Source organism: Devosia sp. Root635, from assembly GCF_001427605.1.
Taxonomy (GTDB): Bacteria; Pseudomonadota; Alphaproteobacteria; order Rhizobiales; family Devosiaceae; genus Devosia.
In genome coordinates, this window is the sequence record NZ_LMGZ01000020.1 from 185,096 (window position 1) to 198,679 (window position 13,584).

Genomic DNA, 13,584 nt, shown 5'->3' on the forward strand with positions numbered 1-13,584 from the left:
CAAAGCTTATGAACCGCCATGTGCATCGCACCGCGGTAAGCTTGCTGGCTGGTGTTGCGTTGACACTGTCCCCGATTATGCCTGCGTGGGCCCAGGCTGATGACCTGATTATCGCGCTGTCCACCTTCTCGGAAGAAACCATGACCCCCTGGAGCGGGTCGGGTCAGCGTAAAACCTATCTCGATGTCGTCTACGAATATCTCACCTATGCCGAACCTGGCACGCTCAAGACCATTCCAGGCCTGGCGGAAAGCTGGGAGATGAGCCCTGATGGCAAGGCGTGGACCTTCCACCTGCGCCATGGCGTCCAATTCTCCGGCGGCTATGGCGAAATGACGTCGGCCGACGTGGCTTATTCCATCGAGCGCCTCATTCGCGATGACTCGAGGGCCGGTCCATCCTCGCCCATGCGTCGTCTCATCGCTTCGGTCGAAACCCCGGACGACTACACCGTCGTCGTCAAGCTTCACTTCCCAGACTTCGAACTGGCGCAGGGCTATTTCGGTGCGGCGCAGCAGCTGGGCATCGTTTCCAAAGCGTATTTCGACGCGCTCGGTGAAACCGACGCGGAGGCGAAGCCCATTGGCACCGGCGCCTATGAACTTGCCTCGATCAACCCCGGCTCGGAGATCGTCATGACCTTGCGGGATGACGTAGCCGACCACTGGCGCGTCCATCCTGAATTCGAGAATATCGTCTTCAAGGTCGTGCCCGAGGAGTCGACCCGCGTTGCCATGCTGCGCACCGGCGAAGCGGATATAGCGCCTATCGGCTTTGACTCCATTCCCACAGTGAAGGAAGCGGGTCTGACGGTCGTTTCGGCCGAGGCCACCTGGTCGCCAGTGGTCCGCTTCGGCGGCCTGGTTGAAACGTCCGACAATCGCTACAACGCGGACAATCCGTGGGCCAAGCGCGAAGTGCGCCAGGCCCTGAACTATGCCGTCGACAAGCAGCTCATCATCGATGAACTGTTCCACGGCGAAGCCACCGTCGCCTCGAGCGACACCCCGGTTCCCGCCTGGTCTGATGTCGAGCCCTATCCCTATGATCCGGACAAGGCCCGCGAGCTGCTCAAGGAAGCGGGCTATGAAAACGGCTTTGACATCACCATCAAGACCTTCACCACGGCTCCGGGTGCCGAGCTGCCGCTGATGGCTGAAGCCGTCGCTCTGTTCTGGCAGGATATTGGCGTCAATGCCACGATCGAGCCGGTGGACTGGCCTTCGCTGCGCTCCGATTGGACCGAAGGCCGCGCCAACGACTACGTCTGGACCCACAGGGGCTTCCCCTTCTCCAGCGCCGCCAACGGGCTGGAAGCGGGCTTCATGGCGGCCAGCGTCTTTGCCGCCTATTCGACACCTGAGCTTGAAACCATGATCAACGACTTCTCCAACGAGCAGGATTTGGTCGAGCGGGAAGCCAAGTTCACGGCCATTGGCCAGTATCTGCGTGACGAGGCTGCGGCAGTGTTCATCGCTCTCGCCAATGAGCCCTACGGCATCTCCGACAAGGTCGGAGAATGGAAGATTACCACGGCCTATATGTGGAATTTCGACCAGGTTACGCGCGCCAAATAAGGCCTATTCTGACGGCGCCGTCCTGCGCGGCGCCGTCTTCCACCGACTGCAATGACTATTGGGACGCAATGTTCAAGATCGTCGCCGCCCGGACTGTAGAGGCGCTCATCGCATTGCTCCTGATGAGCATTGTGATCTTCTTTCTGAGCCGGCTCACCGGCGACCCCGTTGCCCTGCTGCTCGGAGACGGGGCCACAGAGGCCGACAAGATAAAGCTCACACGGGACCTTGGTCTCGATCAGCCGATTGTCATTCAATACCTGACATTCCTGGGCAAGGCGCTGACCGGTGATTTCGGCCGCTCCGTCGCGGCCGGCAATCAGCCTGCGTTGCAACTCATCATGGCGCGGCTGCCTGCCTCGTTGAGCCTTGCAGGCGTCGCGCTCGCCTTCACCATGGTCGTCGGCATTCTCTTCGGCGTGATGGCGGCGGTAAGGCACAACTCCGCCGTGGACATAGCAGCGCGCCTTATCGCCCTGGTTGGCCAGTCGGTGCCGAGTTTCTGGCTCGGCATTGTGCTCATGTATGTGTTTGCGGTGCAGCTTGGCTGGCTTCCCACCTCCGGCTACGGCCGATGGGAGCATTATGTCCTCCCCGCCGCAACGCTGGGGCTATTCACGCTGGCCGCCATCACCCGCCTCGTGCGCTCGTCCATGCTCGAAGCTCTGGGCAGCGAATATATCAAGCTCGCACGCGTCAAGGGCCTCTCCGAAAGCGTGGTGATCTGGAAACATGCTCTCGCCAACAGCCTCATTCCGGTCGTCACCTTCATGGGCACATTCTTTGCCGTGATGATTACGGGCGCGGTGATCGTCGAGACCGTGTTTTCCTGGCCCGGCATCGGGCGCCTGGCCTATGAATCCATACTGGCCCGTGACTTTCCCGTCGTTCAGGCCGTGGTGCTGGTCATCACGTCGCTGTTCATCATCGCCAATCTTCTGGTCGACATACTCTACGTTGTGATCGACCCGCGCATGCGGAGTCGTGGCTGATGGCTGATGCAACGTCCGGCGCCAACCCGCCAAATGCCGTTCTCGCCGCGATATCGCGTTTCTGGACCTCGCTCGACTGGCCGCTGCGTATCGCGCTTGCCCTGCTCGTCGTGTTCGTCTTCGTGGCGGTGTTCGGGCCGTGGATATCGCCCCACGATCCGCTGAAAGGGTCATTGCGCGCGCGCCTCGCGCCGCCAGTCTGGCAGGACGGTGGCTCCTGGAGCCATATCTTCGGCACCGACCGTCTGGGTCGCGATATTCTTTCGCGCATCATTGCCGGTGCCCGTATCTCGCTGACCGTCTGCGTCCTGGTCATCGCCATCGCGGGCGTTTTGGGCACGGCAATTGGCACCGCTGCCGGCTATTTTGGCGGCTGGTGCGACCGCGTGCTGATGCGTCTCGTCGATCTGGCACTGTCTTTCCCCGTCATCCTGCTCGCCCTGCTTCTGGGCGCGATTTCGGGCCCGAGCTTCACCAACATCATCGTCGTCATTTCGCTTACCCTGTGGAGCCAATATGCCCGTATGGCCCGGGGCGAGACGCTGAAGATCCGCAACGAGGACTATGTCGATCTGGCGCGCACCTCGGGGCTTTCCGATCGTGTCATCATCTGGCGTCACATCCTGCCCAATATCGCGCCTGCGCTGATTGTCGTTGCCACGCTCCAGGTTGGCATCGTCGTCGTGCTGGAGGCATCGCTGAGCTTCCTCGGTGTCGGCGTGCCGCCACCGGCGCCATCCTGGGGCTCGATGGTGGCAGACGGCCGCTCCTACATCGCTTCCGCCTGGTGGCTCTGCATGGTGCCGGGCTCGGCAATCCTGATCACTGTGATGGCCGTCAATCTCCTGGGTGACGCCCTGGCCGACCGTATCAATCCGGCGCTCAGGGGGCGCAACATCCAGTGACCACTCCTACCGATCCCCCTCTGCTCGATATCCGCAATCTCTCGGTCCGGCTTGGTGAGGGTGCCGCGAGCCCGGCCTTGATAGAGAATATCAATCTTCGGATACGGGCTGGCGAAACCGTCGGCCTTGTGGGGGAAAGCGGCTCAGGCAAGACCACTTTGGGCATGTCGCTCATGCGCTTGCTGCCCCCGCTGCTCGACCGGGGCCTGTCCGGCCAGATCCACTATGATGGCGACGATATCGTCCAGATGGACAGGGCTGAGCTAACGCGCCTTCGCGGTGGCGAAATCTCCATGATCCTTCAGGATCCCATGGCTTCGCTCAATCCGATCTTCACCATCGGCAACCAGCTCAAGGAGGGTTTGCGCCTGCATGCGACGGCAAGCGGCTCGCTGGAGGATCGCGCTATCGCGGCCCTCGAAAGCGTACGCATTCCCTCGCCCGAGGCGCGCCTTCAAAATCATCCCCACCAGATGAGCGGTGGCATGCGCCAACGGGTCGTCGGCGCCATTTCGCTGACCCGCGCGCCGCGCCTGCTTGTCGCCGACGAGCCGACGACCTCGCTCGATGTCACCATCCAGTACCAGTTCCTCGAACTGCTCAAGGACCTGCAAAAGCGCGCCGGCATGGCCATGCTTTTCATCACGCACGATTTCGGCGTCGTTGCCAAGATGTGTGACCGCGTCGCCGTCATGTATGCCGGCCAGATCGTTGAAGAAGGCCCCGTGCGCGAGATATTCAGGCGCCCCAGGCATTGGTACACCCGCGCCCTGCTGGATAGCGTCCCGACGCTCGATCAGGCGCTCGATCGCCTGCCCACCATTCCGGGCTCTCCGCCCAGCGTCGCCAACCGCCCGCAAGGCTGCCGCTTCCACCCGCGCTGCGCCAATGCGCAAGCCAAGTGCATGCAGATGCCGCCCATGGCCGAACTGGCGCCGGCGCATGATGTGCGGTGCTGGTTCCCCCTCCAAGAGCAACGAGGCGCAGCATGAGCGGCGCAATTATTTCCGCCCGCAGGTTGGGGCGCGTCTTCAAGGTCACCAACGGTGGCAAAAAGCAGGATCTGCACGCCGTCAGCGCGCTCGACATCGACCTGATGCCAGGCAAGATACTCGGCGTCGTTGGAGAATCGGGCTGTGGCAAGACCACGCTCAACCGCATGCTGCTGCTGCTCGATACGCCGACCGAGGGAGAGGTGCTGTTCAAGGGCCAGGATTGTTCGACCCTCGCTGCGGAGGCCAGGCGCGAATTCCGCCGTGCCGTGCAGCCGGTGTTCCAGAACCCCTTCTCCTCGCTCGATCCGCGCATGCGTGTCGGGCAGATCATCGCCGAACCGCTGGCGACCATTGCGGGCATGAGCAAGCAGGACATTCAGAATCGTGTCGGCGAGGTGTTGGTGGCGGTTGGCCTGCGCGCCGAGGATGCGAGGCGCTTTCCCAACGAGTTTTCGGGCGGTCAGCGCCAGCGTATTGCCATTGCGCGCGCCATCGCCTCCAAGCCTGAAGTCCTGATGCTCGATGAGCCGGTATCCTCCCAGGACATCTCCATCCGCGCGCAGATTCTCAACATCCTCAAGGACCTGCAGGCCGACTATGGGCTGAGCTGCGTGTTCATCTCGCACGATCTCGCCACCGTGCGCTTCATGGCTGACGATGTAATCGTTATGTATCTCGGCCGTGTCATCGAGCGGGGTACGGCCAGGGCCATCTGCACCACCCCAGCCCACCCCTATACCAAGGCCCTGCTGGCGGCGAACCTGCCGCCTGATCCGGACGCCCCGCGGCCCGAGCTGCCACCGCAGGGGGAAATCCCCAGCCCGCTCAACCCCCCGTCGGGCTGCGCATATCACACCCGCTGCCCGCTTCGTTTCGAGCGCTGCGACCGCGAGCGGCCGAACAATTATCCCACCCCGCATGGTGGCACGGCCGCGTGCCATCTTCTTGATCCGAACCTGACCAGATGACCATCAACTTCATTGCCGTCGGTGACGTCGCGCAGGATCGCGAAGACCCCGCGACCAGCTTTGACCACGTGCGGGACCGCATCGGACAGGCCGATCTGGGCTTCTGCCAGCTCGAGGTGAACCTCACCACCCGCGGCACCCGCCTGCCACAGGCCCGCCACACCATGCGCGGCGATCCTCGCATCGCCGATGCCCTGGTCGAGGCAGGTCTTGAAGTTGTCTCCTTTGCGGGCAACCATTGCATGGACTGGGGCCCCGATGGGTTGTTCGACACCATAGGCCACCTCGACCGGGCAGGGGCCCGGCAGGTGGGCACCGGCAAGACCATCGATGAAGCCCGCAAGCCGGTTTACGTCACGCGCAACGATGTGACCGTGGGCTTTATCTCGGTCAATTCCATTCTCCCGATGAACTATTGGGCCGAAGAAAACCGGCCCGGTTGTGCGCCGTTGCGGGCGCATACGATTTACGAGCAGATCGAGCATGACCAGCCCGGCACTCCGGCGCGCGTCCACACCTATAGCTTTCGGGACGATCTCGAGGCGCTGCTCGCGACTATTCGCGAGGTGCGCGGCAAAGCCGATATTGTCGTGCTCTCCCATCACGCCGGCATTCACTTCGTCCCGGCCGTAATCCCGGACTATCAGCGCGAAGTGGCCCATGCAGCGATCGATGCCGGTGCCGATCTGGTCCTGGGCAGCCATGCGCATATCCTCAAGGGTATCGAGGTCTACAAAGGCAAGACCATTGCCTACAGCATGGCCAATTTCGCCATCGACCTGCGCATGGACGAGGCTCATGCCAAGTCCAAGGGCTTCCGGGAAATCCAGAAGCTCAACCCCGATTGGGTGCCCGATTTCGGCAGCCGCTACAACTTCCCGCCCGGCTCGGAAATGAGCATGATGCTGGAGGCGCGGTTCTCGAAAGACGGCGTCAGCGATGTGCGCCTGGTGCCCATCATGATCGGCCGTGACGCCGACCCGAAGATCGTGCCGTCCGATCATCCGGATTTCGAGCGCATCCGCCTTTACCTCCAGTCCATCTCGGACAGGGCCGAACTCGGAAGTACCATTTCGGCAGATGGCGACGTCTACCGCGTGTCGCTCAGCCAATGAGCCTGACACTCACAATAGCCGAGCGCTATCTGGACCTTGCCGGGCGCGGCGTCGGTCGGCCCGCGCTGGATGCAGCGCGCATCGCCCTGGCCGATGCCCTGGCCGTCATGGTCGCCGCGACCGGGCTGGAGCCCGCAGCCGGCCCGTTCATGGCCTATGCCAGAGCGTCGGGTTCCGGCTCATCGACGCTCATCGGCCAGGGCGCCAAGACATCCCCGGTATTTGCGGCGCTGGCCAATGGCGCCCTGGCTCATGCCATCGACTTTGAAGACACGTTTGAAGAGGGCATGGTTCATCCCAATGCCTCGCTTGTTCCCGCCGTGCTCGCTTTGGCGGAAAGCGAACAGTCGAATGGCGCCGACGTGCTCGCAGCCCTCGCCATGGGGTGCGATTTCTCTTGCCGTGCTTCCCTTGCGCTTGACGGCGATCCCGCCAGGCGCGGCTGGTATCATCCGCCGGTGCTGGCGGGGCTTGGCGCTACGCTCGGCGCCGCACTTCTGCTCAAGCTCGATGCCGGCGGCATTCGAAACGCGCTCGGGCTCTTCATTCCGCAGTTCATGCTTGGCGATGAATTGAAGCGCAGTCCCAGGTCTGATCTTCGTGCCGTAAGAGAAGGCTTTGCTGCCCGCGCCGCCGTGGAAGCGGCGCTGCTCGCCCGTGCCGGTGTCGAGGCGGTCGAAGCGCCATTGGAGGGCTCGTCCGGACTCTTCGCCATGCTCACCGGAAACGGGCCAAAGATCGAGCCCTTTGCCACGATCGGCATGCCATTGCTTGGCCCCGAGGTCGGGGTGAAACGCTGGCCCGCCTGCCGGGGCACCCATAGCGCGGTGGTGGCGGCCCTGGCCTTCCGCGCCAAGGGCGTCATGGGCACCGATATCGCCGCGGTCACGGTCCAGGTCGGCCCGCCCAACGACATGTTGTTCGTGCCGCGTCCGCAGCGCATCGCACCGCAGACGGCCATCGACGGCAAGTTCTCCATACCCTTCGTATTCGCCTCGGCTATGGAAACCGGCGGCCTCACGCTAGCCAGCTTCGTCCCCGGACGACTGAGCGCCCCCGAAACCCTGGCGCTCGCCGCGCGCGTAGACATCGAGCCGGAGCTGGTCGCCGTTGGTGCGGAGGCGGTCTACACGGTCAGCACGCATGCAGGGGCAATCCTAAGGGAAACCATCCTCGCGGTACCTGTCTGGCGCACCAAGGATATCGGTATTCCGGATCTTGTCCCAAAAGTTGAGGCTTGCTTCGAGTATGGAACGCAGCCGTTTGATGCACCCGCTTTCCTCGCCGCCATTGCGGATATCGACGTCCAAGGCATCACGCCGCTCATGAGGCTGGTTTGAACTTTGGTCGTCAGTTGCCCCGTGTACCCAACGGGAGGGGCGGGGCCCGCAAGAGGAATACTGCCATGTTCACCTCTTGCACTGATTTTGTTATGACATATAACAATCTGGATGCGGGAGGATCACATGAATTTTGACGTTCCCTTGCGACCGGTGCGGCTGGGCAGGATGACTGCCGTTTGCGAAACACGCGCCGACGGCAGCATGGTCATTGGCTCTACCGAGGCGCTGGAGCCGTACCCACGATCCATCGTGGACGCACTGGCTGCCTGGGCCGAAAAAACGCCCGACGCTGTGCTGATCGCGGATCGGGAGGAAAGCGGATGGCGTTCGCTGAGCTATGCTGAGGTCATTGAACGCATTCACCCCATCGCGCAGGCGCTGCTTGACGCCGGTCTGGGGCCGGAGCGTCCCCTGATTATCCTCTCCGGCAATGAAATCGAGCACTTCCTGCTCGGCATGGCGGCGATCTGGGTCGGGGTCCCCTATGCGCCGATTTCACCGGCCTATTCGCTGGTATCGGCTGATTTCGGCAAGCTGCGCCACATTGCCGGCCTGCTCACCCCCGGCATGATCTATGCCAGCGACGGCGTCCAGTTTGCGCCCGCCGTCGACGCGGTCTTCGCGCACGACCTGCCGCTGGTCGTCCGCACCAACCCGATTCCATCACGTCCCGGCATGATTTTCGACGACCTGCTCGAGACCAAAGTCACAGCGGCGGTTGCACAGGCCCATGGTGCAATAACCGGCGACACGATTGCCAAGGTGCTTTTCACCTCCGGTTCGACCGGCCTGCCCAAGGGCGTCATTACCACCAATACCATGATGGCCTGCAACCAGCAGATGATCCGCCAGGCCCTGGCCTTCCTGGCGGACGAGCCTCCAGTGCTGCTCGACTGGATGCCCTGGAACCATGTCGCCGGTGGCAGCCACAATGTGGGCATCGCCATCTACAACGGGGGTAGCTTCTATATCGACGACGGCCAGCCCACCCCGGCGCGATTTGGGCGAACGCTCGAGAATCTGGGCATGGTCCAGCCTACTCTGTTCATGAATGTGCCCAAGGCCTACGAATTCCTGGTCTCCGCTTTTCCGGAGAACCCGGTCGCACGCCGGAATCTCTTCGCCCGGCTCAAGCTGCTCCAATATGCCGGCGCGGGCCTGGCGCAGCACGTCTTCGACGGGCTCGCCGAAGCGGCCCGCGCCGAAACGGGCGAGCGCATCCTGATTATTACGGGCTATGGGTCCACCGAGACTGCGCCCTTTGCCTTCACCACCACCTGGGCCGTCGAAGAAGCGGGCCATATCGGCCTTCCTGCCGCGGGCATGAGCGTCAAGCTCGTCCGCAACGAAGAGAAGCACGAACTGCGCCTCAAGGGTCCCAATGTGACGCCCGGATATTGGCGTGACGCGGCAAAGACCGCTGAGGCCTTCGACGACGAGGGCTACTATTGCATCGGCGACGCCGTGCGGTTTGTCGATCCGCAGCGGCTCGACAGCGGTCTCATCTTCGACGGACGGGTGACCGAGGACTTCAAGCTCTCGACCGGCACCTGGGTCAATTTTGCCGCGATCCGCAGCAGCGTGATCGCCGCCTGCGCGCCGCTGATCCGTGATGTGGTCGTGACCGGTCACGATCTCAATTTTGTCGGCGCCATGATTTTTCCCGATCTGCAAGCATGCCGCCGGGAGGCCGGCCTGCCAGAAGGAACCGCAGCCGCCGACGTGGTCGCCCATCCCAAGGTCAGGGCCCGGTTTGAAACGGCATTCGCAAATCTCGCGGCCCGAGCAACGGGCAGTTCAAACCACGTGGCGCGAGCGCTGCTGCTGGCTGACTTGCCCGATATCGACAAGGGCGAGGTGACCGACAAGGGGTCGATCAACCAGCGCGCCGTTTGCACGCACAGGGCCCATCTTGTCGCCCAGCTCCACGCCAAGGCGCCCAATACCGACGTGATGATATTTCAGCGGAAAGGAGCCTGACTTGGTCAAGCCACTCGCAATTGCCTTTGATGACGCCTGGCTGCTTGGCGGCGCCCGCACGCCTTTCATCGACTATCGCGGCGCCTTTGCCGAAATCTCGCCGATCGATCTGGGCATCAAGGCAGCACGGGCGGCGATCGAACGGGTCGGCGCGCGGGCCGAGGATATCGGCCACACCATCGTAGGCTCCATGGCACAGGCCTCGTTCGATGCCTATGTCACGCCGCGCCATATCGGACTTTATGCCGGTGCCACCACCGAGGCGCCGGCTCATCTGGTGCAGCGAATTTGCGGTACGGGCCTCGAAGTGATCGCCCAGGCGGCGGATTCGGTTGCTCTGGGCCGCGTTGATCTGGCACTGGCGGCCGGCTGCGAGTCGATGAGCCGCAACCCGATCTCGGCCTATACCCACCGCAACGGCTTTGCCCTCGGCAATGTCGAATTCAAGGACTTTCTGTTCGAGGCTCTCTATGATCCGGCCGGTTGCGTCAGCATGGGCGACACTGCCGAAAACCTTGCCAGACAGTACGGCATCTCCCGCGAGAGCGTCGACCGCTACGCCGAACGCAGCTTCGAGCGCGCCGTGGCGGCCAAGGCTGCCGGAATTTTTGCCGAGGAAATCGTGGCGGTCGAAACTGAGACCTTCGCCATCGATGGCCTGGCGGACCGCGCCATCAGGCTGCCGCGTGGCGTCACGTCCGTAACGGAGGACAGCCATATTCGTCCGTCGCCCTATGAGGTTCTGGCCAGGCTCCGTCCCGCCTTTGGCGGCGTGCAGACGGGCGGCAACTCCTCGGCCATCGTCGATGGAGGCGCGGCTGTGCTGGTGGCTTCGGCCGACTATGCCCAGGCCAAGGGCCACGCGCCCCTGGCGCGGATTGTGGCCAGTGCTGCCGTGGGGGTGCCACCCAAAATCATGGGCATTGGTCCGGCACCGGCCATTCGCGCCGTGCTCGACAAGGCGGGTCTGACGCTCGGCCAGATCGACCGTATCGAGATCAACGAGGCCTTTGGCGCGCAGGTGCTGGCCTGCGCCGCCGAACTGGGCATCGACGAAAGCAAGCTCAACGTCAATGGCGGCGCCATTGCTATCGGCCACCCGCTCGGGGTTACCGGCATTCGCCTGGCACTGACCCTGGCACTTGAACTGAAACGCTCCGGCGGCCGCTATGGCATTGCGTCTGCCTGTATCGGTGGCGGCCAGGGCATTGCGCTTCTGATCGAAAACACGGAGGCCAGGTGATGCTTATTGCGGGCAAAACGGCCTTCGTCACCGGCGCGGCCTCGGGACTGGGTGCCGAAACCGCCCGGCTGCTCGCCGCGGCAGGTGCTCGCGTTGCCGTTCTCGACCGCGACGCGGTCAAGGGACAGGCCATCGCCCAGGAGCTGGGCGGGCAATACGTCTCGGTCGATGTGTCCGATGCCACCAGTGCCGAAGCTGCAGTCAGCGCTGCCCTGGCGGCCTTCGGCGCGCCTGCAGTGCTGGTCAATTGCGCTGGCATCGGGACCGCAGGGCGGATTGTTGGGCGGGAAGGACCCATGGAACTGACGGCCTTTCAAAAGGTCATCAACGTCAATCTCGTCGGCACCTTCAACATGCTGCGCCTATGCGCCCACGCCATGTCGACCGCCGAGCCAGATGCCAATGGCCAGCGTGGCGTCATCATTTCCACCGCCTCGGTCGCCGCGTATGAAGGGCAGGTGGGGCAAGCCGCCTATGCTGCCTCCAAAGGTGGCATCGTCGCCCTGACCCTGCCGGCGGCGCGCGAACTGGCCCGCTTCGGCATCCGGGTGCTGGCAATTGCGCCCGGCCTGTTCCTGACGCCGCTCCTGGCCGAGCTGCCACCGGAGGTGCAGGACGGCCTGGCCAGCACCATTCCCAATCCGCCACGCCTTGGTCAGCCGGTAGAATTTGCCCAGTTGGTCAAAGCAATGATCGAGAACGACTATCTCAATGGCGAAGTGATCCGTCTCGATGGCGCGCTGCGCATGCAGGCGAAATAGGCAATGGCCATGTTCAGCAATTCCACTTCCGTCGCCATCCAGTTCGGGGACTGCGACCCGGCCGGTATCGTCTACTATCCCAACTATTTCCGCATGTTCGACAATGCCACTGTCGCCCTGTTTTCCGCCGCCCTCGGCATGAACAAGCGCCTCTGGCTCGAGCACTACCAGATAGCCGGCATCCCGATGGTGGATACGGGGGCGAAGTTCTTCATCCCCTCCTGCTTCGGCGATGTGATCGATATCCGCAGCGACATAGTCGAGCTTGGCAGATCCAGCTTTTCTGTCCGCCACCAGGTCCTGCGCGGGCCAGATCTCGCTATTGAAGCCCATGAGAAGCGCGTCTGGGTCAGGCGCGATCCCGGCGGCGCGATCCGCTCTGCCCCACTTCCCGATGACGTGCGGTCCCGCCTTCAGTCCCCGCTTCGCCCCGTTGTGTGAAAGGACCAAATATGACGCATACCGATGTTGTGAGGATCACCCGCCGGGATGGCATCGCGCACCTCACGCTCAACCGCCCGGACAAGCGCAATGCCCTCAACGATGACCTCATTGCCACGCTTGATGCCTTCTTCAGCGCAGTCGACGATTCCATTCGGGCCATCATCATCTCCGGCGCCGGCGGGCATTTTTCATCGGGGCTCGATCTGTCCCAGCATGTCGCCCGCGAGCCGCTCCAGGTCATGGCCCATTCGCGCAACTGGCATCGCGTCATGGCGCTCCTGGCCCAGTCGCCGCGTCCCGTCATAGCGGCCATGACGGGCGCCGTCATGGGCGGTGGACTGGAACTCGCGGCCACCTGCCATGTCCGCGTTGCCGAGGAAACCGTGCGCTTCCAGATGCCTGAGGGCATGCGCGGCATTTTCGTCGGCGGTGGAGGTTCCGTGCGCATTTCCCGCCTCATAGGGGCCGACCGCATGACGGAGATGATGCTGACGGGCCGCAGCTATTCGGGCGCGGAAGGGGAGCGTCTGGGCCTGGCCCATCATTGCGTGTCGGAGGGCCATGCGCTCGCGAAAGCCTTCGAGCTTGCCGAAAATATCGTGCGCAATTCTCCCACCATCAACGCCTTCATCATCCAGGCGCTCGCACAGATAGCCACCATGCCTCCGGAGGCGGGGCTCTATGCGGAGAGCCTGACGGCGGCCCTCAGCCAGTCGGGGCCGGATGCTGAAGAGGGCCTGCGGGCCTTCCTGGAAAAGCGGGCTCCGGTCTTCCGCTAGGTCAGCCGTTCGAGCAGCGCCAGCAATTGTTCGCGTTGGGATTCGCCACCCAGCCGCTCGACGAAGTCGCTCTCGAGCTGGTCGTGCAGGTCGCGCGCCTCGGCCAGAAAAATGCGTCCGGAAGCGGTCAAATGCAGCGCATTGGCGCGGCGGTCGCTTTCAACGCTGAGCCGCTCCAACAAGCCGCGGGCTTCCAGTCCCTGTGCCAGGGCAACAAAATTGGCTCGTTTGATCCCCAGGGCAGCGGCGATCTCGCTCTGCTTGCGGCCCGGATTTTCATCGACCAGCACCAGAACCGAATACTCGGCCGGGCGAAGTGCCAGGCTTTCGAAGACGGTCAGAAAACGCTGAAAGACGCTGAGCTGCGCGCGCCGGAGCCGGTAGCCGATGAGACCCAGCGCTGCCTGGGAATTCAGGCCCCCCTCAGCGTCGTCCTGTTCCACCAAGGCATTATCCGTCGACATTGTCTACTCCGCCAGTCT

At 63.2% G+C, this 13,584-nt stretch carries 13 protein-coding genes; 12 read left to right on the forward strand and 1 reads right to left on the reverse strand.

Annotation, left to right across the window (positions count from 1 at the left end):
- Positions 1–140 precede the first annotated feature (140 nt).
- The 12 genes from ASD80_RS13830 to ASD80_RS13885 all read left to right on the forward strand — a co-directional run bounded on the left by ASD80_RS13830 (position 141) and on the right by ASD80_RS13885 (position 13,102).
- A complete protein-coding gene (locus tag ASD80_RS13830) occupies positions 141–1,577 on the forward strand; it encodes an ABC transporter substrate-binding protein (RefSeq protein WP_162247367.1) in 1,437 nt (478 codons plus the stop codon).
- Positions 1,520–2,569 carry an ABC transporter permease gene (locus ASD80_RS13835; protein ID WP_200950329.1) on the forward strand — a complete coding sequence of 350 codons (1,050 nt, stop codon included), beginning with the start codon at positions 1,520–1,522 and terminating at the stop codon, positions 2,567–2,569. The genes ASD80_RS13830 and ASD80_RS13835 overlap by 58 nt, the downstream gene beginning before the upstream one ends.
- Positions 2,569–3,474 carry an ABC transporter permease gene (locus tag ASD80_RS13840; RefSeq protein WP_056233823.1) on the forward strand — a complete coding sequence of 302 codons (906 nt, stop codon included), beginning with the start codon at positions 2,569–2,571 and terminating at the stop codon, positions 3,472–3,474. Before ASD80_RS13835 ends, ASD80_RS13840 begins: the two co-directional genes overlap by 1 nt.
- The gene (locus ASD80_RS13845; RefSeq protein ID WP_056233825.1) at positions 3,471–4,466 is read left to right on the forward strand and encodes an ABC transporter ATP-binding protein; all 996 of its coding nucleotides are present in this window, start codon (positions 3,471–3,473) and stop codon (positions 4,464–4,466) included. The genes ASD80_RS13840 and ASD80_RS13845 overlap by 4 nt, the downstream gene beginning before the upstream one ends.
- A complete protein-coding gene (locus ASD80_RS13850) occupies positions 4,463–5,437 on the forward strand; it encodes an ABC transporter ATP-binding protein (protein WP_082555295.1) in 975 nt (324 codons plus the stop codon). The genes ASD80_RS13845 and ASD80_RS13850 overlap by 4 nt, the downstream gene beginning before the upstream one ends.
- Entirely contained in the window at positions 5,434–6,552 is a 1,119-nt protein-coding gene (locus tag ASD80_RS13855; RefSeq protein WP_056233828.1) for a CapA family protein, read from the forward strand. Before ASD80_RS13850 ends, ASD80_RS13855 begins: the two co-directional genes overlap by 4 nt.
- Positions 6,549–7,892, forward strand: a complete 1,344-nt coding sequence (locus tag ASD80_RS13860) for an MmgE/PrpD family protein (protein ID WP_056233830.1) — start codon at positions 6,549–6,551, stop codon at positions 7,890–7,892. Before ASD80_RS13855 ends, ASD80_RS13860 begins: the two co-directional genes overlap by 4 nt.
- A gap of 126 nt (positions 7,893–8,018) precedes the next feature.
- Positions 8,019–9,875 (forward strand): feruloyl-CoA synthase, encoded by a 1,857-nt coding sequence (locus ASD80_RS13865; RefSeq protein WP_056233833.1) that lies wholly within the window; start codon positions 8,019–8,021, stop codon positions 9,873–9,875.
- A 1-nt stretch (position 9,876) separates the two neighbouring features.
- A complete protein-coding gene (locus ASD80_RS13870; protein ID WP_056233835.1) occupies positions 9,877–11,118 on the forward strand; it encodes a thiolase family protein in 1,242 nt (413 codons plus the stop codon).
- A complete protein-coding gene (locus ASD80_RS13875) occupies positions 11,118–11,879 on the forward strand; it encodes an SDR family NAD(P)-dependent oxidoreductase (RefSeq protein WP_056233837.1) in 762 nt (253 codons plus the stop codon). The genes ASD80_RS13870 and ASD80_RS13875 overlap by 1 nt, the downstream gene beginning before the upstream one ends.
- A gap of 9 nt (positions 11,880–11,888) precedes the next feature.
- Positions 11,889–12,320, forward strand: coding sequence for an acyl-CoA thioesterase (locus ASD80_RS13880; RefSeq protein ID WP_056233941.1), 432 nt, complete (start codon positions 11,889–11,891; stop codon positions 12,318–12,320).
- Between the two features lie 11 nt (positions 12,321–12,331).
- Complete coding sequence (locus tag ASD80_RS13885; protein ID WP_056233839.1) at positions 12,332–13,102, forward strand: crotonase/enoyl-CoA hydratase family protein; 771 nt, start codon at positions 12,332–12,334, stop codon at positions 13,100–13,102.
- Here ASD80_RS13885 and ASD80_RS13890 read toward each other — a convergent pair.
- Positions 13,099–13,566 carry a MarR family winged helix-turn-helix transcriptional regulator gene (locus tag ASD80_RS13890; RefSeq protein WP_056233842.1) on the reverse strand — a complete coding sequence of 156 codons (468 nt, stop codon included), beginning with the start codon at positions 13,564–13,566 and terminating at the stop codon, positions 13,099–13,101. The two genes, ASD80_RS13885 and ASD80_RS13890, sit on opposite strands and share 4 nt — an antisense overlap.
- Positions 13,567–13,584 lie beyond the last annotated feature (18 nt).

Excerpts from the sequence above, each read along its gene's own strand:
- ASD80_RS13875 (WP_056233837.1), top strand. The coding sequence starts at position 11,118 with ATGCTTATTGCGGGCAAAACGGCCTTCGTCACCGGCGCGGCCTCGGGA.
- ASD80_RS13860 (WP_056233830.1), top strand. The coding sequence starts at position 6,549 with ATGAGCCTGACACTCACAATAGCCGAGCGCTATCTGGACCTTGCCGGG.
- ASD80_RS13880 (WP_056233941.1), top strand. The coding sequence starts at position 11,889 with ATGTTCAGCAATTCCACTTCCGTCGCCATCCAGTTCGGGGACTGCGAC.
- ASD80_RS13850 (WP_082555295.1), top strand. The coding sequence starts at position 4,463 with ATGAGCGGCGCAATTATTTCCGCCCGCAGGTTGGGGCGCGTCTTCAAG.
- ASD80_RS13890 (WP_056233842.1), bottom strand. The coding sequence starts at position 13,566 with ATGTCGACGGATAATGCCTTGGTGGAACAGGACGACGCTGAGGGGGGC.
- ASD80_RS13865 (WP_056233833.1), top strand. The coding sequence starts at position 8,019 with ATGAATTTTGACGTTCCCTTGCGACCGGTGCGGCTGGGCAGGATGACT.
- ASD80_RS13840 (WP_056233823.1), top strand. The coding sequence starts at position 2,569 with ATGGCTGATGCAACGTCCGGCGCCAACCCGCCAAATGCCGTTCTCGCC.
- ASD80_RS13885 (WP_056233839.1), top strand. The coding sequence starts at position 12,332 with ATGACGCATACCGATGTTGTGAGGATCACCCGCCGGGATGGCATCGCG.
- ASD80_RS13830 (WP_162247367.1), top strand. The coding sequence starts at position 141 with ATGACCCCCTGGAGCGGGTCGGGTCAGCGTAAAACCTATCTCGATGTC.
- ASD80_RS13835 (WP_200950329.1), top strand. The coding sequence starts at position 1,520 with ATGGAAGATTACCACGGCCTATATGTGGAATTTCGACCAGGTTACGCG.
- ASD80_RS13855 (WP_056233828.1), top strand. The coding sequence starts at position 5,434 with ATGACCATCAACTTCATTGCCGTCGGTGACGTCGCGCAGGATCGCGAA.